The organism is Chloroherpetonaceae bacterium, assembly GCA_033763895.1.
Taxonomy (GTDB): domain Bacteria; phylum Bacteroidota; class Chlorobiia; order Chlorobiales; family Thermochlorobacteraceae; genus JANRJQ01.
This window is the reverse complement of record JANRJQ010000004.1, coordinates 319,502-341,173: the sequence shown is the minus strand read 5'-3', so window position 1 is coordinate 341,173 and position 21,672 is coordinate 319,502. Positions and strand designations below refer to the sequence as shown.

At 41.2% G+C, this 21,672-nt stretch carries 16 protein-coding genes; 8 read left to right on the top strand and 8 right to left on the bottom strand.

Going from position 1 to position 21,672, the window contains the following annotated elements; all coding sequences use genetic code 11:
• Positions 1-13: 13 nt before the first annotated feature.
• The gene (locus tag SFU91_02145) at positions 14-487 is read right to left on the bottom strand and encodes a hypothetical protein (protein ID MDX2127819.1); all 474 of its coding nucleotides are present in this window, start codon (positions 485-487) and stop codon (positions 14-16) included.
• 285 nt (positions 488-772) lie between these two features.
• Here SFU91_02145 and SFU91_02140 point away from each other — a divergent pair, with 285 nt between their 5' ends.
• Positions 773-3,193 carry an HAD-IC family P-type ATPase gene (locus SFU91_02140; protein MDX2127818.1) on the top strand — a complete coding sequence of 807 codons (2,421 nt, stop codon included), beginning with the start codon at positions 773-775 and terminating at the stop codon, positions 3,191-3,193.
• 2 nt (positions 3,194-3,195) lie between these two features.
• On the opposite strand, the gene cysS is transcribed toward SFU91_02140, so the two are convergent.
• On the bottom strand, positions 3,196-4,662 hold the full coding sequence (gene cysS / locus SFU91_02135) for a cysteine--tRNA ligase (protein MDX2127817.1): 1,467 nt from the start codon (positions 4,660-4,662) through the stop codon (positions 3,196-3,198).
• A gap of 211 nt (positions 4,663-4,873) precedes the next feature.
• Here cysS and SFU91_02130 point away from each other — a divergent pair, with 211 nt between their 5' ends.
• From SFU91_02130 to SFU91_02105, 6 genes are all read left to right on the top strand, one after another.
• A complete protein-coding gene (locus tag SFU91_02130) occupies positions 4,874-5,950 on the top strand; it encodes a hypothetical protein (protein ID MDX2127816.1) in 1,077 nt (358 codons plus the stop codon).
• On the top strand, positions 5,950-6,762 hold the full coding sequence (locus SFU91_02125; GenBank protein ID MDX2127815.1) for a hypothetical protein: 813 nt from the start codon (positions 5,950-5,952) through the stop codon (positions 6,760-6,762). The genes SFU91_02130 and SFU91_02125 overlap by 1 nt, the downstream gene beginning before the upstream one ends.
• Before the next feature lie 56 nt (positions 6,763-6,818).
• A complete protein-coding gene (locus tag SFU91_02120; protein MDX2127814.1) occupies positions 6,819-8,384 on the top strand; it encodes a FlgD immunoglobulin-like domain containing protein in 1,566 nt (521 codons plus the stop codon).
• Position 8,385: 1 nt separating this feature from the next.
• Positions 8,386-9,033, top strand: coding sequence for an FAD-dependent thymidylate synthase (thyX, locus tag SFU91_02115; GenBank protein MDX2127813.1), 648 nt, complete (start codon positions 8,386-8,388; stop codon positions 9,031-9,033).
• 122 nt (positions 9,034-9,155) lie between these two features.
• Positions 9,156-11,357, top strand: a complete 2,202-nt coding sequence (locus tag SFU91_02110) for a sodium-translocating pyrophosphatase (GenBank protein MDX2127812.1) — start codon at positions 9,156-9,158, stop codon at positions 11,355-11,357.
• Positions 11,358-11,442: 85 nt separating this feature from the next.
• Positions 11,443-12,207 carry a lysophospholipid acyltransferase family protein gene (locus tag SFU91_02105; protein MDX2127811.1) on the top strand — a complete coding sequence of 255 codons (765 nt, stop codon included), beginning with the start codon at positions 11,443-11,445 and terminating at the stop codon, positions 12,205-12,207.
• 6 nt (positions 12,208-12,213) lie between these two features.
• On the opposite strand, the gene SFU91_02100 is transcribed toward SFU91_02105, so the two are convergent.
• The 5 genes from SFU91_02100 to SFU91_02080 form a co-directional block, all read right to left on the bottom strand.
• Positions 12,214-13,641 (bottom strand): circularly permuted type 2 ATP-grasp protein, encoded by a 1,428-nt coding sequence (locus SFU91_02100; GenBank protein MDX2127810.1) that lies wholly within the window; start codon positions 13,639-13,641, stop codon positions 12,214-12,216.
• Positions 13,642-13,777: 136 nt separating this feature from the next.
• A complete protein-coding gene (locus SFU91_02095; protein MDX2127809.1) occupies positions 13,778-14,779 on the bottom strand; it encodes a glycerophosphodiester phosphodiesterase family protein in 1,002 nt (333 codons plus the stop codon).
• A gap of 12 nt (positions 14,780-14,791) precedes the next feature.
• Positions 14,792-15,772 (bottom strand): cation diffusion facilitator family transporter, encoded by a 981-nt coding sequence (locus tag SFU91_02090; GenBank protein ID MDX2127808.1) that lies wholly within the window; start codon positions 15,770-15,772, stop codon positions 14,792-14,794.
• 10 nt (positions 15,773-15,782) lie between these two features.
• Complete coding sequence (locus SFU91_02085) at positions 15,783-16,796, bottom strand: WG repeat-containing protein (protein ID MDX2127807.1); 1,014 nt, start codon at positions 16,794-16,796, stop codon at positions 15,783-15,785.
• Positions 16,797-16,801: 5 nt separating this feature from the next.
• Positions 16,802-17,950, bottom strand: coding sequence for a glycosyltransferase (locus SFU91_02080; protein ID MDX2127806.1), 1,149 nt, complete (start codon positions 17,948-17,950; stop codon positions 16,802-16,804).
• 233 nt (positions 17,951-18,183) lie between these two features.
• Here SFU91_02080 and SFU91_02075 point away from each other — a divergent pair, with 233 nt between their 5' ends.
• On the top strand, positions 18,184-20,298 hold the full coding sequence (locus SFU91_02075; GenBank protein MDX2127805.1) for a peptidylprolyl isomerase: 2,115 nt from the start codon (positions 18,184-18,186) through the stop codon (positions 20,296-20,298).
• 143 nt (positions 20,299-20,441) lie between these two features.
• Here SFU91_02075 and SFU91_02070 read toward each other — a convergent pair whose 3' ends face one another.
• Positions 20,442-21,659, bottom strand: coding sequence for an ABC transporter permease (locus SFU91_02070; protein MDX2127804.1), 1,218 nt, complete (start codon positions 21,657-21,659; stop codon positions 20,442-20,444).
• Between the last annotated feature and the right edge of the window lie 13 nt (positions 21,660-21,672).

The window sequence follows — 21,672 nt, the reverse complement described above, 5'->3', positions numbered from 1 at the left end:
CGGGCTTTCTTTTTTAAGCTGCAATTGACTTTGACGGAAGGCGTTGAAGGTATTCTTTATCTTCGTTTACAGAAGGCGTGGGTTTTGAAGAATTAGTGAGCAATTCGGAATATTTTTCATAAGTCGGATAAAATTTCATGATCTCACCGGCTGTAGAATAGGCTACCTTAACGGTTGTAAGGGGAATCAATGAAAATCTTTTTTTCACGATGCTGTATAGCAAACATAGTTCGAGATAATTGAGGCTGAAAAGAATACACTCATAGAATTTCAAGGGCCGTGTTTTAAATCCAAATTGATTGAGAGAATTTGCATTGAAATAATATACAATCCCTTTCAGTTTTGTATCGGGGGATGTGTTGTTCTCTTTTGCTTTTAAACAAAAATTCTTTAATCCCAACGCTACAAAACCAAGTGTTTGCCGAACAGAAAGAAACTTCGATGAATTGAAGAAATCATAAGAAGAGCCTAAATGAATCTCGAGCATTCTGAACCCAAGTGGGACAGTAAAAAAACGAGGCGAATAGTAGGTGTATAGGCCGAGTTTAACAAAAAGGGAAGTCGTAAAATAGCGGAGAAGACGATAAATCAAGATGAAGAGAAGGAAGTAAAAGAAATTCTGGATAAACACCATAAGAGTTGAACTGGTTGGTTATCAAGTCTTATAAATTTACGAACTCTGATATTACCATTGCGTTATGACTTTCTCCCTTCGTTTCCAATTATTAATGAGCCTGTTAAATTAAAGAATATTTCAACATAATTGTTCAGTATGAATTACCCAGTTGGGATTAGTTTAGAAGAAGTCAAGAAACGGACGAAAGAAGGAAAAACCAATCATTCGAAAGCCCAGCATCTCAAACCCACTACCGAAATTATTCTTGAAAATGCTTTAAATATTTTCAACATCATCAATCTGATTATCATCGGTGTTTTAACGAGTGTTTATTTCGCAACCAATGATTTTAGACTTGTTTTAGATAGTATTGGAATATTAATTGTTGTTTTTGCAAATACAATCATCGCGATTGTCCAAGAGTTAAGAACCAGAAGAATATTAGAGAGGGCAAGAATACTTGTTGAGAGAAAGGTTACTGTTATCAGAGAAGGAAAGGCGTATGAAATTGAACATTCGGAAATCGTTCAAGGTGATGTATTAAAGATTCAACGAGGTGAATTTGCTGTTGTTGACGGTCCACTGATTCAATCATCCAGATTGGAAATGGATGAATCTTTATTAAGCGGAGAGAATCATGTGGTTGAAAAAGAAATTGGGGCGAGTATTTTCTCAGGAAGTTTTGCGGTGTCAGGAACCGGCTTCTACGAAGCTGCAAGTATTGGTGATGAATCCTACGCGAATAAAATCTCTTCATTAGCAAAGGAATACAAGTTTCAAAGAACCCCATTGCAAATGAAAATAGATGCCATTTTTGTTTGGTCTTTTGCATTGGCTGTGTTGCTTACACTCTTTGAACTTATCATAAGAAATTATTATGGAAGCTTAAATGATATCGAGTTTATTCGGCGTGTCGCAACAGTGGTGATTACGTTGCTTCCTGAAGGGTTAGTTTTTTTTGCGACAGTGGTCTTTGCAAAAGGTGTTTATCAAATTATGAAGTTGGGTGCTGTGGTTCAGAAGCTCAACGCGATTGAATCCTTCTCAACCGTAACAACCGTTTGTTTTGATAAAACAGGAACCTTGACTGAAAATGAACTTTCGATAGAATCGTTATTCAATATTTCAAAAGAGTACTCCGATGAAGAAGTCGAAAAAGTAATTGGTACCGGGGCAAGTTTATTTTCAGAGTCGAACCCAACTTTAGAAGCGCTCAAAAAACTCTCGTTTCATCAATCAAGAAAATTCGATGAAATACCCTTCAATTCTGTGCGAAAGTATTCCGGCATTTCGTTTGAAGCTTTAGGAAAGCCATTTAAGCTCATTTTAGGGGCTACTGAAATGATTGCCGGTAAATCAACACTCACGGTGCGTGAAAGAATAGAAGAAGCCCTAAAAAATAGCCCTTCACAAAATTCAAGAAGCATTATCGCGGTTCTTTTACCTGAAACAATGGAGTTTGAAGAGGTTTTCAAATCTAATCAAATCGAGTTTATCCCATTAGCCATTATCACTTTACACAATGCATTGCGTCATGATACAAAAGAAGCACTTGAGCTTTTTGCTCAAAACAAGATTCAATTGAAATTGCTTTCGGGGGATCATGCTGGCTCTATATTAGGAACCCTAAAGGAAGCCAATTGGGTGGTTGAAAATGACAAAGTAATAACAGGGAATGAATTGGATAAAATCGATGAAGATGAATTCAAGAAGGTAGTGAAAGAAAAGGTTGTGTTTGCGCGGCTAAGCCCTGAACAGAAAAAGCGAATTATTCGGCAACTCAATCATAGCGAAAGAACGGTGATGATTGGCGATGGGGTCAATGATGTACCGGCGGTAAAGGAAGCAACGCTGGGAATTGCGATGGAATCCGGCAGCAGCATTACAAAGGAAATCGCGGATATTGTTCTTTTGAACAACAAGTTTTCAATACTGCCAAGCATCTTCAAAGAAGGTAAAGTCATTATGAGCACGGTTCTCTCAATTTCTCAATTATACCTTACAAAAAACCTGTTGGTGCTTTGTTTAGAAATCATGACTCTTTTATTCGGGACAATATTTCCACTTACGCCGCGACGGTCAGGGTTGGTGAGCGTTTTAGGTGTTGCGATTCCGGTTTACTTTATTACGCTCTTCAATAAGAATGAAATTGAATTAGGTACATTTTTTGAAAGGCTTTTTAAGTTTATTAGTGTTTCCTTGGTGGCGCTCTTAGGGAGTGGGTTTTGTGCTCTTGAAGTAGGGAAACATTTTTTTGACCTGAGTCCAATTGAAGAGAAAATGATTATGGTGAGTACTTACGCCATTATTTGCATCGGGAATTTTTATTACATCTGTTTGAATGCAATTCCGGAAAAACGATGGAGTATCATTTCAATTGGGATGGTGCTTTTCGCACTCTATTTTAGCTTGATACATCTTCCGTGGAAATTCTTCCCCGCTAATCTCATTAATGCTTTCTACGAAATTGAGCCTTTTCGAATCATCCTTTGGTTACCCATTTTAACAGTTTCGATGTTCTTCTTATTTCTGATGTTCACCAGTCTAAATATTTTAGAAGCGAACTCAAAATCATAATGTTAAGAAAGCTTCCATTCAGTACCAGACTTTGTATCCTTCACCTCGATTCCGGCTTCTTTTAATCGATCTCGGATGAAATCGCTTGTGGCAAAATCTTTTTTCGCTCGAACTTCTTTTCTTAAGTCCAAAACAAGAGCCATTACTTTGGTTAAGGTTTCCTGAGATGCGTTTCGACCTGAACTCTGAGAGGACACTTCTGAAGGGATAATTCCAAGAACTCTCCCACCATATTTTTCAAAAAGAGCGACTGAACGGTTCTTTTCATTTTGTGTGAGTAATCCTTCGGCAATTCGGCGGTTAAGTTCTCGTGAGAAATCAAATAACGAAGCAATTGCACCGGGCGTATTAAAGTCATCGCAAAGAGCGTCCATAATTTCACGCTCTGCAATCACGATGAAATCATCGGGAAGGTTTTCGGAGCGGTCTGTTGAAGAGCTGGTGAGAAGTCGCATATAGGTATCAAGGAGCTTTTCATATCCGGCTTTAGAGGCAAAGAGCGCCTCGTCAGTAAAGTCAAGTGTTGAGCGGTAATGAGATTGTAAAACAAAAAATCGAAGCGCGAGGGGTTGAATTTTTGCAAGCGCATCTTTGATGGTAGTAAAATTCCCTAAAGATTTTCCCATTTTTTGACCGGCCACTGTTACCATATTGTTGTGAATCCAATACCGAACAAAAGGCTTGCCTGTTGCCGCTTCCGATTGGGCAATTTCACATTCATGATGCGGGAATTGATTTTCAAGTCCTCCGCCGTGAATATCAATAGTTTCTCCAAGGTATCGCATTGACATTGCCGAGCACTCAATATGCCATCCCGGAAATCCCACGCCCCACGGTGAATTCCACCGCATGATATGGCTGGTATCGGCCTTTTTCCAAAGAGCAAAGTCTGACGGGTTCTTTTTTTCTGATTTCACCGCAACGCGAGTGCCACTCTCTAAATCTTCTTGATTGACACGGCCAGATAGCTTTCCATAACCGGCAAATGAAGTCACATCAAAATAAACGGAGCCATTGACTTCATACGCATGTCCTTTTTCAATCAAGGAGGTGATTAAATCTATTTGCTCTGGAATATGGCCTGCTGCAGTAGGGGCGATATCCGCCCTGAGCACGCCTAATGCATCCATATCGTCAAAGTAGGAACGCGTGTAAGCCTGTGCGATTTCAATGGGTTCTAATTTTTCAGCCCGTGCTTTTGCGGCAATTTTATCTTCACCTTCATCGGCATTGTCGGTTAAATGACCGACATCAGTAATATTTTGTACATATCGAACCCGATAACCTACCTCACGAAATAAGCGAACCATTACATCAAATGAAATGTAGCTTTTGGCGTGGCCGATATGTGAGTGACCATAAACCGTAGGGCCACAGACATACATCGAAATAAAACCCTCTACTTGCGAAGTGAAGCGTTCTTTTTTTCTTGATAAGGTATTGTAAATCGAAATTTCGGGATAAGACATTGATTGCGTATCTCATTAATGATTTAGAACCTGCAATTTGCAATTTTTTTTTCACAGAGGTGCGAACTTCTCTTCTAAAATGAACAACCTTACATAAAAGGGATCAAAAGAGCGTGAGGTGAAAAAAATTTTTTATTCCTTCATGACCCCTTTTTTACCGAGAAAAAATTCCTAAACTTGCGCCCTATTTGTATTAATCAAATCCAATCGAATGTCAATTCTTCCTAAAAGGATACTCATCATCACTTTTATTGCCCTTCTTTTTCAATTGGAATTAAGTGGTCAAACCGCCGGTGCTGCAGCAGCTTTTTCGAGGCTCGGCTTTAGTGCAAAAAACATTGCAGCAGGGAACACCGGAGTTGCAATCATCGATGAAGGTGAATCTCAAGGGTATTATAATCCGGCCGTTGTGGCTTACAATTCTCGGTTGCAAGGAGGGATTTCGTTTGGGTTGCTTGCAATGGATCGCTCACTGAATTTTCTTTCATTTTCAACAAAGGCGGGTCCAACCGCAGGGCTATCGATTTCATTCATTAACTCGGGGGTAGGAAATATAGACACACGAAATAGTGATGGGGCTGAACAAGGAATGATTTCGGTTTCGGAAAACTTATTGATGGTTTCTTTTGCAAATCGCTTTTCAGAAAAACTAGCTTTGGGTTTTAACATACGAGGTTACCTTTCATCACTCTATCAAGAATTGCCAAACGCGTTTTCTTTAGGGTTTGATATAGGGGCTGTTTATCGATTAATCAACACCGAAACACAGGCGTTTACCCTTGGTGCGTCTCTCTCAAATTTAAATGCGAAGTACAAATGGGATTCTTCAACAATTTATGGGCTTGATGGGACACAAACGACAGATAACATTCCCATTCAACTGAGACTGGGATTTAGCTATGGTACAAATCAAATTGGAGGGTTTGATTTTATTCGAATCACCGGCGAATTTGAAGAGCAGAAATGGAATCTTGAACGCAAAACACCAGTGAGCGGATTGCAAAACGGGATTCCGACCGAAGAGTTTGTGACGATAGAAGAAAGTCAAAGCAGCCGTTTCATCAGGATTGGAGCGGTTATTGGGATTAGCGAATCCTTCACAATAAGAGTCGGAGCCGATCAGCTTTCAATTTCAGGAAGCAACTTCCTTGAACTTGCACGCCCCTCCGCAGGTTTTTCATTTTCGTTTCCGATTGAAAAGGCGATGCTCACTTTAGACTACACCTTTGTGATTGAACCGGTCATTGGATTTGGAACGAATTTTATTTCTTTGGGAGCAAAATTCTAATGATGAGATTGTTATTTAGGAAAGCGTGGGTTTTGTTTTTGATTTCTCTTGCTTTATTGATAGAGGCTTGCACGCCTGTTCCAATTAGTGAAGATTCAGGTTTGGCACTCGCACCATCTATTCAGAAATTTTCCTTTACACCCAACGATGTAGATCTTGATTCACTTGTTCCTGATAGTCGTGGCAGGGTTCGCGTAGATTTTCAAGTATCAGTTGAAACCAATCTGGAAACAGAGGCAATTACGGTCTCGTTGATTTCAGAAGATGGTGATGATGTGTTGGCAACCTCTTCGCTCGTGCTCTCATCATCCAGAAAAGGGGCTTCCGGTGAAGTTTCAGTGCTATTGACAAAAAGCCAAACCGGACGCTATTTGCTTGTCGCATCGGCATTTTCATCAAAGGGAATTAGTTTTTCAAATTCTCGTGGAAGTGTAAATTTACGAGCAAGAATAAATTATTTACCTGTCCTCATTCAAGTCAATTCTCCTGATACGGTTTTTATTCCAACCCCAACGGAAGGGCGGCGCGTGTTTCAAATTACAGCAGTAGCCACTGATACAAATGGGATTGCAGATATTCGTGAGATTCTTGCCACGCGCTTAGATAATCCACAGATTACTTTTTCACTTTTGAACGACGGAGATCGCAATGGGCAAAGTGGCGATTTCTCTGCTGCCGATAGTGTTTTTACTGCAACACTTCAAATTAATAGTGATAACACTTCCGTCACACGAACATTTTCTTATCAAGCAATTGATAAAAGCGGTGCCAAAAGCAATATTATTCAACGTTCTATCACCTTTGTGCGGTAACTCTCGGTATGATTAATTCTTCAATATTGCGTCGCTTCTTCACTTTGGGTTCGATCGTGTGTTTCACAATTCAAACGCTCGCGCAAGGTGTCCCAAAAATAGGATTTGAAAAATTACTGCTTTCCGAAAGCTTTGAAGGGAGCATCGGATCGAATTCCGTGTTTTCAATGGCCTTTGATACAAGTGAAGGAAAAATTTGGTTTGTTACACGAAGTGGACTCAAAACTGCAAATGGAATATGGTCTCAATCACCTTTTTTCAGAAACATTTCTTTTACTACTTCTGCTCAAAATTTTAATCTTGAAGGAATTCAAACTGTTGATGTGCTCGCAAACCGTGTTTGGGCTTCTTCATCAAAAATTTCAGAAAAGGACGGCGTGACCCGAGCCGGCGATGGGTTGATTTATAGCATGAATGGGGGAACCGAATGGACCGTTTTACCGCAGCCACTCGATAAACAAACTGACACCCTTGAGCCTTATGGTATTAATCAAGTGAGCGCACTACCAATAATCGTCCCCGAGCAGAACATCATTTATGATATTGCCATCGGATTAAAGCCCGGAACAGTGTGGGTCGCGACTTGGTCGGGCGGGATTCGAAGAACACAAAATAATGGTCAAAAGTGGCAGCGAATGATGTTACCTCCAACTGGTTTTCGAAGACTTTCGCCAACAGATACAGTTCGCACCAAATTAGAACCACGAAGAGGTGAAGATGGCGATTTAACTTTTTTGGGATTTTCAGTACTTCAAGCTCAAAATGGGGATGTTTGGGTTGGCACGGTTGATGGAATTTGTCGAACCCGAGAGGCTGATTCGCTGTATCCTTCTTGGGAAAAGTTCACGAGAAATTCAACGGAGATTTCAGGTGGAGGAATCACCGGAAATTGGATTATTGCGTTAAAAGAACAACCTGCAACACCATCATTTTCTCGAGCGATATGGGCGGCCACTTGGCAAGGTCAAAGCAATACCGAAAGATTTGGCGTATCGTGGACGCGTGACGACGGGCTTACTTGGAGCAATGCCCTCATTGGTGAACGCATTTACGACTTCGCTTTCAAAGGTGATACGGTGTTTGCAACCGGAACCAATGGACTATTCATTTCCTATAATGGCGGCGCAACGTGGATTAATCAGCGAGTTTTGAGAGATCAAACCAACCCCAAAATTTTCACAAAGCCTAAGTCAGAGTTTCAAAGTGTGTTATCTGTACCAAGAACGCCGAATTCACTTTCATCTATTTGGGTTGGCACTACCGACGGAACCGGTTATAGTCTTGACGGTGGGCAAAACTGGAGTATCACACGAGCCAACATCCCGACTTCTTCCAAGACAGCCACATATGCGTATCCAAATCCATTTTCCCCTCGATTAGATAGGCTCATCCGAATTCGCTTTAATCAAGGAAACAGTACTTCAGCAACGATACATATCCTTGACTTTTCAATGAAAAAAGTCAAAACGATTTACTCAACCAGCGAGTCAAATGCAGATGCAGAAGTCACTTGGGATGGGAGAACAGAGAATGGGGCAAGAGTTGCCAATGGGGTTTATTTTTACCAAGTTGATATTGCGGGAGGGAACGCATCTCGCGGAAAAATTTTAATTATCGATTGATATGCAGGTTCGTTTAATATCAGTTACCAAACCTTTCTTAGAAATTGATGGCACGGCGCTTTCGCCCGAAGGTCTTATCGCCTATTGTGCACGTGTTTCAAGCCCCAATCAAGAAAACCCAGACTATGCAAAACTGCTTTCTTATTGCATTCGAAATAAGCATTGGAGCATTTTTGAGATGGTCGATATGACCGTCGAAATTACCACAACGAGAGCCATTGCGCCGCAAATTCTTCGTCACCGTAGTTTTTGTTTTCAGGAGTTTAGTCAACGCTATTCAAAAGCGACAGCGTTTGAAACTTATGAGGCAAGAAGACAAGATGCAAAGAATCGGCAAAATTCTTTGGATGACATTGATTCGGAGACAAAAGCGTGGTTTCGAAAGACACAACAAGAAATTTGGGATTTGGGTTATCAGCGGTATGAAGAAGCTTTAGAAAAAGGAATTGCGAAGGAATCGGCACGGGTTTTTCTTCCTCTCAATACCTCAACTAAGCTTTATATGAAAGGGTCTGTTAGAAGTTGGATTCATTATCTCGAGGTTCGCTGCGACCCTGCTACACAGAAAGAACATCGCGATATAGCGCTATCAATTCGGGATATTTTCAAAAAAGAATTTCCCATCCTTTCTGAAGCGCTTCAATGGTGAGAAAAAATCTGAATAAGAATTCATTTTTAAGTTTCAATTAAGCCTCTACTTTTATTAAACTTGAAACAATTTCGACTTTTGAAATAGTACCAGAACAAAAGTCAACATTAATCAAAACACCAATGGAAGTCAGTTTTATCTTTGGCGCGAGCGTCATCGCCTTTTTATTTGCGCTCTTTTTGATGAAAATCGTACTCGGTAAAGAAACCGGAAACGATGCAATGCGAAACATCTCTGATGCAATTCGTGAAGGTGCTGAGGCATTTTTAGCTCGTCAAAACAGAACGATAGCATATTTGGCAGTAGCTCTTGCTGCCTTGATTTACATATTATATGCTTTTGTAAGAACCCCAACCTCACATGATGTTGCTTCACCTCAAGCAATGGCAATCTGGACAATGCTATCCTTTATTTTAGGTGCTGCAAGTTCGGTTCTTGCCGGCTATATCGGAATGTGGGTTGCAATTCGAACCAATATCAGAACGGCAGCCGCAGCAATTCATTCCCTCAACGATGCCTTGCAAGTGGCATTACGTGGCGGTGCGATTTCAGGTTTTTTTGTCGTCATTCTTTCCATTGCAGGGGTTGTCGGTCTGTTTGTCGGAATGAAATCACTTGGAGTCACTGAAAGTGAATTAGATATTCCGCTTCTGATGGCAGGTTATGGGTTTGGGGCGAGTTTTGTGGCGCTCTTCGCTCAGCTTGGAGGAGGGATTTATACAAAGGCCGCAGATGTTGGCGCCGATTTGGTAGGAAAAGTCGAAGCCGGAATTCCTGAAGATGACCCAAGAAACCCTGCGGTGATTGCAGATTTAGTGGGCGATAATGTCGGCGATTGTGCCGGGCGCGGTGCAGATCTTTTTGAATCCACGGCCGCTGAAAATATTGGGGCAATGATTTTGGCAGCTGCGCTCTTTAAAGCCAACGAAGCAACTTTTCTGGCGAGTGGCATTTCACCAATCGGCATTTTGCTTTTTCCACTTATCATGACTGCCGCAGGAATGCTCGCATCAATCTTTGGGGTGCTTGTGGTGCGAACAGATGGAAAAGAAGATCCAATGAATGCGTTGAACCGAGGCTATTATGTTTCAATGGCCGGTTCTGCTTTAGGAATGTTTGTTGCAGCAAAATTGATTTTAGGGATATTTTGGCTTAACTTTTTTCTTTGTGGAATTATAGGGCTTCTCACCTCTCTCGCCTTTGTCTTCTTAACCCAATACTATACAGAGTATCGCTACAGGCCAGTGCAATCAATTGCTACAGCATCGTTGACCGGCCCGGCAACGAATATCATCTCGGGAATTTCGGTAGGTTTAGAATCCACGGCACTTCCTGTTATCGGAATTTCGATTGCAATCATGAGCTCATACTATTTGGGTGCGCAATCCGGGCTTGAACATGCGGGCTTATTCGGAACAGCGGCCGCAACAATGGGAATGCTTGCAACGGCGGCTTACATTCTTGCAATGGATAATTTCGGTCCCATTACGGATAATGCCGGCGGAATTGTTGAAATGTCCGAACAACCTGAAAGCGTTCGCAAGAAAACCGATCGGCTTGATTCAATGGGAAACACCACCAAAGCACTCACCAAAGGCTATGCCGTAGGGTCGGCGGCACTTGCAGCATTTCTTTTATTCAGTGCCTATCTCGATGAACTTCGCAACTACGGGTTACAATTGGAATCGGTGAACCTTGCCAAACCGGAGGTCTTTATCGGAGGGCTTCTTGGGGCGATGGTTGTTTTTCTATTTAGTGCATATTCTGTAATTGCTGTTGGAAAAGCAGCACAAGCGATTATTGCGGAAGTTCGGGAACAATTCAAAGCCTTAAATCGTGATGCAGAAGGGAACATTATTTTTCCTCCCGATTTCAAACCCAATTATAAAAGTTGTGTTGATATTGTAACCGCTTCGGCGCTTCGTGAAATGGTTAAGCCCGGGCTGCTTGTGGTTGTGGCGCCAATTATTGTAGGAGTCATATTTAAATTTGTTTATGAAGCCGGAGGAAAGCAATCAACTGGTGCAACAGGCGCTGAAGTGGTGGCGGGGATGTTAATGATTGGTACCATCACGGGGATATTGATGGCAATGTTTTTAAACAATGCCGGAGGTGCTTGGGATAATGCTAAGAAATATATAGAATCCGGTCAATTCAAAGATTCAACGGGGCATGTTCATCGAAAGCGCTCAGACGCGCATAAAGCAGCTGTTGTCGGCGATACGGTTGGAGATCCATTCAAGGATACGGCAGGGCCTTCACTTCACGTACTCATTAAATTACTTTCGACTATTACGCTTGTATTAGCACCGCTATTTATTTGAACTTTTTTTGGATGAGGCCGTAAACGAAACGCGTTTGCGGTCACTCTTTTTTCCTTGTATTTTAAGCCCCGAAAAATTCTTATTCATGTTAGTACTTCAGTCTATTTTCGTTTGGTTGGCTTGTACCGTAGCCGTATTGATATGGCTTCCCTTATTGGCTTTGGTTCGTTTGTTTGATCGAGATGCCGCGCATTATCGCACCGGCCGCTTCTTTCGTCTAATTGGAGTACTAATTTGTAAAGTAAACCCTGCTTGGAAACTAACAATCAGCGGAGTGAAAATCAACAATCCTCGAAATCCATTTATCGTTGTCAGTAATCATCAATCTTTTGCAGATATCCCCCTTATTTCAAATTTGCCTTGGGAGATGAAGTGGGTTGCGAAAATAGAACTTTTTCGAGCCCCAATTTTTGGATGGATGTTAAAGCTTGCAGGAGATATTCCGGTTGATCGAAAAAATAAACAAAGCCGCGCTGATGTATTACCCAAAGCGGCATTTTACCTGAAAAAGCATTGCTCGGTGATGTTCTTTCCTGAGGGAACTCGTTCGCCCGATTCCAGAGTTCATAAATTTGCAGATGGCGCATTTCGATTAGCCATTGAGCATCAATTACCAATTCTTCCTTTAGCGGTTGATGGCTCAAGCAACTGTTTGCCAAAACATTCAATCAAGTTTGGAAGAGCCGATAATATTCGATTAAAGGTTCTCACGCCAATTGAAACCAAAGGACTGACTGAAAAGGATGCCACCGATTTAAGAGACCAAGTCAGGCATTTAATTATGTCTCAAATCGCAGAGTGGAGAAAAGTATCCGTAAGCGAAGTTGATGGACTTATTGCAACCCCTTAGCTGGTGCTATTTTGAAAGCACCCAAGTATCCTTGCTGCCGCCACCTTGCGACGAATTGACGACCAAAGATCCTTTTTTAAGCGCAACCCTTGTGAGCCCGCCGGGTAAAACATAAATTTTCTCTCCATACAAAATGTATGGTCTGAAATCAACATGCCTTCCTTCAAATTCATTCTCAACAATGGTTGGAACTCGAGAAAGTGATATGGTTGGCTGGGCAATGTAATTTCTCGGGTTCGATGCGATTCGATGTTTGAATTCCTCTCGATCATTTTCACTGGCATGAGGACCAATAAGCATTCCATAACCGCCGGATTCATTTGCCGTTTTGACAACAAGTTTATTCAAATTTTGGAGAACATAATTTCGTTCATCGTCTTGCCAACACATATAAGTTGGGACATTCGGGATAATGGCTTCTTCCCCTAAATAATACTTGATAATTCGTGGTACATACGCATAAATCACTTTATCATCGGCTACGCCGGTACCCGGCGCATTAACAAAAGTCACATTTCCTTTTTTATAAGCCTCAAAAATACCCGGAATACCAAGCAACGAATCGGGGCGGAAGGCAAGAGGGTCGATAAAAGTGTCATCAATTCTGCGATAAATAACATCCACTTTCTCAGGACCTTTGGTGGTGCGCATATAAACTTGATAATCTCTAACAAATAAGTCTGTACCTACAACCAATTCAACCCCCATTTGCTGTGCAAGAAATGAATGTTCGAAGTAAGCAGAGTTATATATCCCCGGAGTCAGCACGGCCACAACCGGTGTGGTTTTATTTGTAACGGATTGAAGCATTTCAAGCAAATGCATTGGGTAATCCACTACAGGAAATACACCCAATTTCTCAAATGCCTCGGGGAGCGTTCGTTTCATGACCTCCCGATTTGCAATAACATACGATACCCCTGAAGGGCAGCGAAGATTATCTTCTAAAACATAAAACTTCCCGTCGCCATCACGAACAAGGTCGGTTCCGGTAATATGACACCAAATTCCTTTTGGTGGCTTCAAACCATTGCATTGCGGTAAATACCCTTTGCTTGACTCAAGAATATCGTTAGGGATTATGCCATCTCGCACAATGTGACGTTCATGATAAACATCATTGATAAAAAGATTTAATGCGGTTATCCGCTGCTTTAATCCTTTATCAAGGGTTACCCACTCATGATGTTCAATCAAACGAGGAATGAGGTCAAATGGAAAAATTTGTTCGGTGCCTCCAGAAGACCCGTAAACATTGAACGTAATTCCGAGATTAAGCAAATAACGTTCGGCTGCATACTTTCGTCTCATCAGTTCATCGGTGCCGAGTAACTCTAATTGAGACTTGATATAATCATAACACGGGCGAGTTTCTCCACCAGCCAGAAACATCTCATCGTAAAATGGACCTTTATCGTATTTGTTAAAATTCATTGATGTGTGTGATTGCGTAACAAAAATCGAAGGGCACGAAGCGAGCCACAATTCATAGCGGTGATGCTAAAGAAGATAAGCGGGGAAGTCGAATTTTTAAACCCAATTCAATTAAAATTTGCTTCTCCGCAATTAATTAATTCGTTTTATGATTTAATTTTTGAAGCGAATCGAGAGCAATCTTAACTTGTGATGCTCGATTGGGATAGTCTGTGATAATGCCATCAACACCGAGTGCAATCATTGCATTCATATCGCTGAGTTCATTGACTGTCCAAACAACCAACTGAATTCCTTTCGATTTTAATGTTTGGCGCAATTCTGGGGTCACGAGTTTGAAATAAGGAGAATATATTTTAGGTTGAAAAGAAAGTGACTTCAAGTTTTCTTCAACGCTCAATTCTGTTTCAACCAAGAGTGCATAAGTAAGGGTGCTATCGATTTTATGCATGCTGTTCAGAACGCGTGGATCAAAAGATTGAATAATCACTCGGTTTTGAACTTCCAAGCGCAGGAGTTCAGCGTAAACAAATTGTGCAAACATGTCAGGCTCAGGTTGTAACACACCGTCTCTCCCGGGCTCCGATTTTAATTCAATATTATAAATTGGCTGCGAAAGATTAAGGTAAGCTGCATAAGCATCTGAGGCTTGAATAACTTCAGCAAGCAAAGGCTTGACTGAAGGTTTGGCTTGCTGCTCCGGAAAGCGGGGATGACCGCGTTTTCCACAATCAAATTTTTTGACTTCCGAATAAGGAATTGAATAGATTAAAAACTTTTCTTCGTCTTCCTTTAAAACGGAATCGCCATTTGGAAGACTGCAAATTTCAGAAGAAAACCACCCTTCATGAGAAACAACAATTTGGGTATCCTTTGAAACCACAACATCCAATTCCAAAGTGGTCAATCCATAATCAAGACACTTGAGAAATGCCGGAATTGTATTTTCAGGTAACAACCCTCTCGCCCCGCGGTGACCTTGAAAATCAACTTTTACTTGAGGTTTTTGATTCATCATCGTACACGATTCAAAAATAAGAGTTGAAATTAAAAAAGGAGAAAATAGAATTGCACGAAAGAGAATGATGTATAAGCGAATGAATATCGTATCAATCGAATTCTTCAGAGATTGACTCATAAAATGGGAAGGTTAATGTGTGTGATGATGATGTATATGATGTGGTGTGGAATTTTTCTTCCCACGGTTTGCAACGACTTCTTGAATTGTGAGGTGATCAATCTTTTGCCGAACCTCTGCATTTTCAAGTTGAATCGTGACATGATCAATATTAAACCGATCTTTGAGCGAGTGATTTAAGCTAAGAATGAGGGATTCGCTGCATTCATAATTATTGATAACTATATGGCAACTCAGCGCATTTACACCCGAAGTTATTGTCCAAATATGAAGATCATGCAAATCAACTACTCGATCTTGAGCGCGCAAATGCGCTTCCACCTCTTCACACTTTACACCAATTGGTGCTGATTCCAAAAGGACATCAATTGATTCGGTTACAACTCGCCACGCACTTCGAATGATTAGGAGCGTGATAAAAAGGCTAATAAACGGGTCAATCCAAACTGAGCCCGTGGCATAAATTAAAAGTGCTCCGGATATCACGCCCACGGAACCTGCCAAATCGCCTAAGACATGTAGGTATGCCGCTTTTAGATTAACAGAGCTATCTTTTTCTTTATGGAGAACCAAAGCACTAAAGATATTTGCAATTAATCCAAGAAAGCCAAACCCAAACATTTGCAAAGAGTTGATTTGTACGCCCGAAAAAAAGCGTTCAAATGCCTCGTATGCAACCGCTAAAGAAATGAGTATGAGTAGAATTCCATTTAAGAGTGCAGCAAGTATCTCAACCCGGTAAAAACCGTAAGTACGGCGTGGAGTCGCGGGTTTTCGGGTGATCCATACGGCAAAGTAACCGATGCCCAATGCCAGAACGTCGACAGCCATATGAGCGGCATCAGCTAAAAGAGCTAAACTTCCAGAAATTATACCGCCAAAAAGTTCAATAAAAAAAATGCCAAATGTAATCAGCCAAGCCCACTTAATGCCCTTATCGGCAGTTTTCGTTTGCGCAAGCTTTTCTTCGTAAATCCTGTGGTTGTGTTCCATATTTTATTGATCATCGCTGGGGCTCGCGTAAAAATGAACCATCTTTACGGACATATCCCAATTTTCCGCCATCCATCACTTTTGCATAGCCCCCCCTAAATGGTTCTGCAAAGTCAAATTGAGGAGAAATCGCGAAGTTGCCGCTCGGTGTAATATAACCCCATTTATTTCCTTTTCTTACCGCGGCTAAGCCTTCAGAAAATAGAGAGACTTGTTCAAATTGTCCCTCGATGATAACATTTGCTTTAGGATCGATATATCCCCAAAGTGAAGAGGAATCGGTAAATGACGGAGCAAATTGAACTGCCGCTAAACCATCGGTCATGCCTAACGCATTTTTATAGATTGGGTCGAAAATCATCTTACCACCGCGGTCGATAATCCCCCACGAATTTCCGCGCTTTACCGCTGCTAAGGAATCGGAACTGAAATCGTTGGCATCCTCATACTGAAAAGGTAATGCAGCATTTCCTGATTTATCAATAAACCCAAATTTTCCGTCTTTCATTGCAACCGCAAGACCTTGATAAAAGGAAGAGACATAATCAAAATTCGGTTTAATTAAGAGTAACCCGTCTTTATTAATAAATCCCCATTTCGAATTCGATTCCACCGCAGCCATTCCTTCTTTAAAGCTTCGCGCATTGTCATATAAATTTCGAAACACATCATCGCCTTCGGTATTCAAGAACTTACGCTTAACGCCCGATTGAACCTGCGCGAAACCCTCGCTAAAACTCCACGCTGACATGTATTTAAAATCGATTTTCACAGAGCCGCTTGAAGAGATATACCCATAAAGACCTCGAACTCGAACCAATGCCAAATCATCTGCAAATTCTCTTGCGTCCTCATATTCACAAGGAATGATGATTTTTCCTGTTGAATCCATAAAGCCGAATTTCCCCTTTTCACTTATGACAAAAAGCGGGCCTTGTGCGTTGTTTCCACCTGAACAAGAACTGAAAATAAGAGAATTCAATCCCAGTAAAACAATGATGAAAATTCGGGTGAATCGTGACATTTGGGTTATGTTTTAGTTGAAACCTGATAGGTAATTCCTTTCCAAACCACTTCTCTACTAAAAAGGAGAATGAAAGGAACAAGAAGAACATAAAAATAAAAGTAGATCTGAAAAGCTGGGTATGCAATAAAGTATTTCAATTTTTCAAATCGCATCATAACGGGAGTGATGATAATTGCATCTGCGAGTATTTTAATGCCCATCATTGGCGCCCAAACTGAAGCCGGCAGTATAAAAACAGAGATTAAGGTTAATGCATGAACCATAAACATTAACGTTGCATAAAGGGATTGCCCAAAGCTTGCATCTAAAGCACCAAGTGTCCAGCGCTTTTTTTGAATATATAACTCCTCAATCGTTGGCATCGGCTCTGTCACATTGTGCATTTCTTTGAGTGCCGGAAATGCGATTTTCCACCGTGAACGTGCAATGGTTTGAAAAAGCATAAAATCTTCCGTAACACTAAATTTAATATTTCGATACCCGCCAATTTCTTGATAGGTTTGCTTGCGGAAGTTAAAGTTGTTTCCGATTCCGCCAATCGGTACACCAAGAGATGCTAAAGCGGAACTTGTTCCAAGAATGTAAGCCCAGTCAATTGCCTGAATTTTAGAAAAGAAATTGTACCCCTTCGGCAATGTCACGCCGCAGACAAGGCCAATCGGCTCTGTAAAATGCTTAACAGCAGTTGAAATCCAAGTCGGTTCAACCTCGCAATCGGCATCCGTCATCATGATAATTTCTCCACGAGCAACATCAATCGCTTGGTCAATCGCATTGGCTTTTCCCTTTAAGGGTCTGGTTAAATCGACCGGAATCAATCTGATAACCGGATTTAATAAGGCATGTTCTTTTACAATTTCTGCCGTTCGGTCAACCGATGCTCCATCAACAACAATGATTTCATAGTGGGTTTTCGGATAATCTAATTTTGAAAGGGATTGTAAGGTTCGGCCAATATTTTGCTCTTCGTTTCGTGCGGCAATCACCACAGAAACAAATGGTAATGCCCCTTGCGATAGCTGAACTTGTTTCGGTAAACGAAAAAGACCGAATAAAAAAACGAGGGATTGAAAAACAAATACCCCGATCGTAACTGAAGTAAGAAGTAACCACCAATCACGAAATGAAAGATTGTCTAATAAATTTGTCATGTCCATTCTTGCTATCCACAAAAAAATTGGCAACACCAATCAAGAATTTACCCTTTGAGGATGAGGGTCACCGTCGTATATTTGCCGCTCATTTTCAAAAAATTGTTTTTTAATACTTTAAGCGAAATCCGCTACTTCTTTTCTTTATTTAGGTTCACTTTTTTATAACTGAACCAGTTTTTTATTTGAAAAAGAAGCGGGCAAAAATAACACATTATCATTCACGAGCAAGTATGCCAATTATGTCTAAAATGCGCGATAACATGCACATCGTTCTGTATGTGCTAGTTGGCGCTTTTCTTATTACCATCATCTTTGAATGGGGTATGAATTACAGTTCTTCCGGTGGTCGTAGAAACGAAGCAGGAAGAGTCAATGGTAAACCGGTGCTTTTCGCTGAGTACGACCGTGCTTACCGCGTGATGCTCGATAACTACCGCCAGCAAATGCAAGGGATGGAAATTGATGAACAAATGGACGGAAGAATTCGAGAGCAAGCTTGGGAAAACATCATCATGCAAAACTTGCTTGAAGTCGAATACAAAAAACTTGGAATTGAAGTAACTGATAAAGAAATCGTTGAAGCCATATACAGCCCTAACCCTCCAGAGGTTATTGCACAGCAATTTCGCGATCCCGCAACAGGTCTGATTGATAGAGAAAAGCTTCAAAGCGCGATTTCCGATAAAAGAAATAAAGCCGCTTGGGTTCAAGTTGAAGAATACATTAGCCGCGAAAAAATGTATGAAAAATTTCAACGCACTTTATCGGAAGCAGTTTTTGTTTCTGAAGAAGAAGCTCGGAATCGATTCAAAAAGCAAACGGAAAAGCTTTCGGCAAAATATGTATTATTCGATTTCAGTAGGTTAAAGCCTGATAGCACTTTTGAAGTCTCTGAAAGTGAAATTTCAGCGTATTATCGTGAACACAAAGAAGAATACAAACAGGAGCCAAGCCGGACGGCCAAATTCGTATTGTTTTCAAATTCCGCAACTGCCGAAGACACCCTAAAGATTCGTGAGGAATTGCAACGTTTGATTCCTGAATTTGCGAGCGCTCCTAACGATACCGATTTTATCGCAATCAATAGCGATAGTCCAATCGGTGCAGGTAAAAATTATGCCATTGAATCACTTACCGAAGAGCAACAAGCATTGCTTTATTCCCCAACGATTGAAAAGGGGAAAGTGATTGGCCCTATTGAAGAATTGGGAACAATGAAACTCATTAAGATTACCGGCGTCGAAACACGCCCTGAACCAACCATTCGTGCTTCTCATATTCTGCTTAAGCCTCAAGGTGAGTCAAAGTCAGACACTATGAAAACCATTGAAGAAGCAAAAAAGCTAATTGCCAAAATCAAAGCCGGAGCAAAATTTGATAGTCTTGCTCAAATGTTTTCTGAAGACCCGGGATCGGGTGCAAGAGGCGGCGACTTGGGCTGGTTTGGGAAAGGTCGAATGGTCAAACCTTTTGAAGAAGCTTCCTATAAATTAAAAGTTGGTGAAGTTTCAGCACCGGTTCAATCGCAATTCGGAATTCATATCATTAAGCTTACTGGTAAAGAAGATCGTGAAGTGAAAGCTGTTGAACTGAGCCGAAAAATCACTGCAAGTGCCACAACTTTGGAAAGGCAACGACGCGCAGCAAGTGATTACCAATATTTTGCAACCGAAGAAGGGTTTGAAAAGGAAGCAGAGAATAGAAAGTTAGAAGTAAGAGAAACGGGTTCATTTCAAAAAAATGGATTCATTTTTCTTCTTGGCTTTAGCCCATCCGTTTCACGATTTGCTTTCGCTGCAAAAGAAGGTGAAATAAGCAAAGTTATTGAGGTTAAAGACGGATTTACCGTTGTAAAAGTTACGGGAATAAACGATGAAGGTTACCGCCCGTTGGATGAATCGCTTCAAAATGAAATCAAAGAAAAGGTTCGAAAAGAGAAAAAAATTGCCGAACTCCGCGAGATGGCAAAAGGATTCATTCAAAAGGCCGGCGGTGATATCGATAAACTTGCTACTTTAGACCAAGGGTTAACCGTTCAAACAACCGGACAAGTGATGTATAATTCGGGTATGATTCCGGGTCTTGGTCGTGAAAATGCGCTTGTGGGTGTTTTATCCGAAACCGCTGTTGGAAAAATGACCGCACCTGTTGAAGTTCAACGCGGTGTCGCTGTTGCTGTCCTTTCAGAAAAAATTGACGGAACCGAAGAGGAATTCAATTCACAGAAAGAAGCATTAATGAAACAGATTTTACGCGAAAAGAAAGAACAAGTCATGCGCGCTTGGGTGGAAGGAATGAAGAAGAAAGCAGAAATCGAAGATAACCGCGAAGCGTTTTATAACTAAGCAACTTCTCGATTAACGGCCAACTGCCATTAAGAAACAAAGAATCCCGCGTGAGCGGGATTCTTTGTTTCTAGCCATTTGAAACAAATCGATAGGTACCGACTTAGTTTTTAGACTCCGATAAAAATCGAATTCTTGAAGTTTTATTCGTAACGCAAGGCTTCAATTGTATTGGAAGCCGCGGCTTTTCTTGCAGGGTAAAGACCAAAGAAAATCCCCACCAATCCACTAAAGGCAACACTGATAAGAACGGATTCAATCGGCACAAATGTTTTAAAGGTAGAATTTGCATTCAGAAGTTCAGATACGCCAATCCCTAAAAGCACCCCAATGACCCCTCCAAATATGGAAAGCAAGGTAGATTCAATTAAGAATTGAAGTAAAATATCCAATCGCTTGGCGCCGATTGCTTTTCGAATGCCAATTTCGCGAGTTCGCTCGGTAACACTCACGAGCATAATATTCATGATACCAATCCCTCCCACAATTAACGAGACAATGGCAGACCCTGCCAAAAGAAAGGACATAATCTTCGAGGTCTCTGAGAATGCAGAAATGATATCGCTCTGATTTCTAATGGTAAAGTCATTGTCTTGCTTTTCAGAAAGGCGGTGCATTCGCCGCAAAATCTGCTCAACTTCAACCACCGCTTCATCCATTTTATTTTCTGAGGTAATCTTTAGCGTGATTCCCGAAACCCAAGTTGCCCCAATAAGTCGCTTTTGAGCAGTGGTGAGTGGAATAAGGATTTGGTCGTCATTGTTTTGAAATCCGCTCTGACCTTTTTCTTCTAAAACCCCAATAATTTGAAACTCAATGTTGTTTAATCGGATTTTTTTTCCGATGGGATTATCAGTTGCAGCAAAAAGATTTTGAACAATAGTTGGTCCTACAACGCAAACAGTCGCCATTGCATCATATTCATTTTTATCAAAATATCGTCCGGAACCTAAAGTGGCATTGCGAACTGTTTCATACTCAGAGTAAACCCCAATAGCGGTTGTACTCCAATTTTTATTGCCATATTTCGCCTGAACACCTCGCCTCGCCTCCGGTGAAAGCGATTCAACGATTTTAGACTTAGCCCGAATCTCTTTTGCATCTGCTTCGGTTAAGGAAATACCGCTTGATGTTGAAATAACAACCCCACCAAACCGTTGATTTCCCGGTCGAATAAAGAGCAAATTTGAGCCGAGTTTTTGCAGATTTTCTTTGACGCTTCGCTGTGCCCCTTCGCCGAGCGCAACGGTGGTAATGACCGCTGCAACGCCTATAATGATTCCCAGCATCGTCAGAACCGAACGAAGTACATTAACTTTCAGCGAAGAAACGGCGCTTGAAAAACTTTCAGAAATATTCATTGAGTGTGTTTCC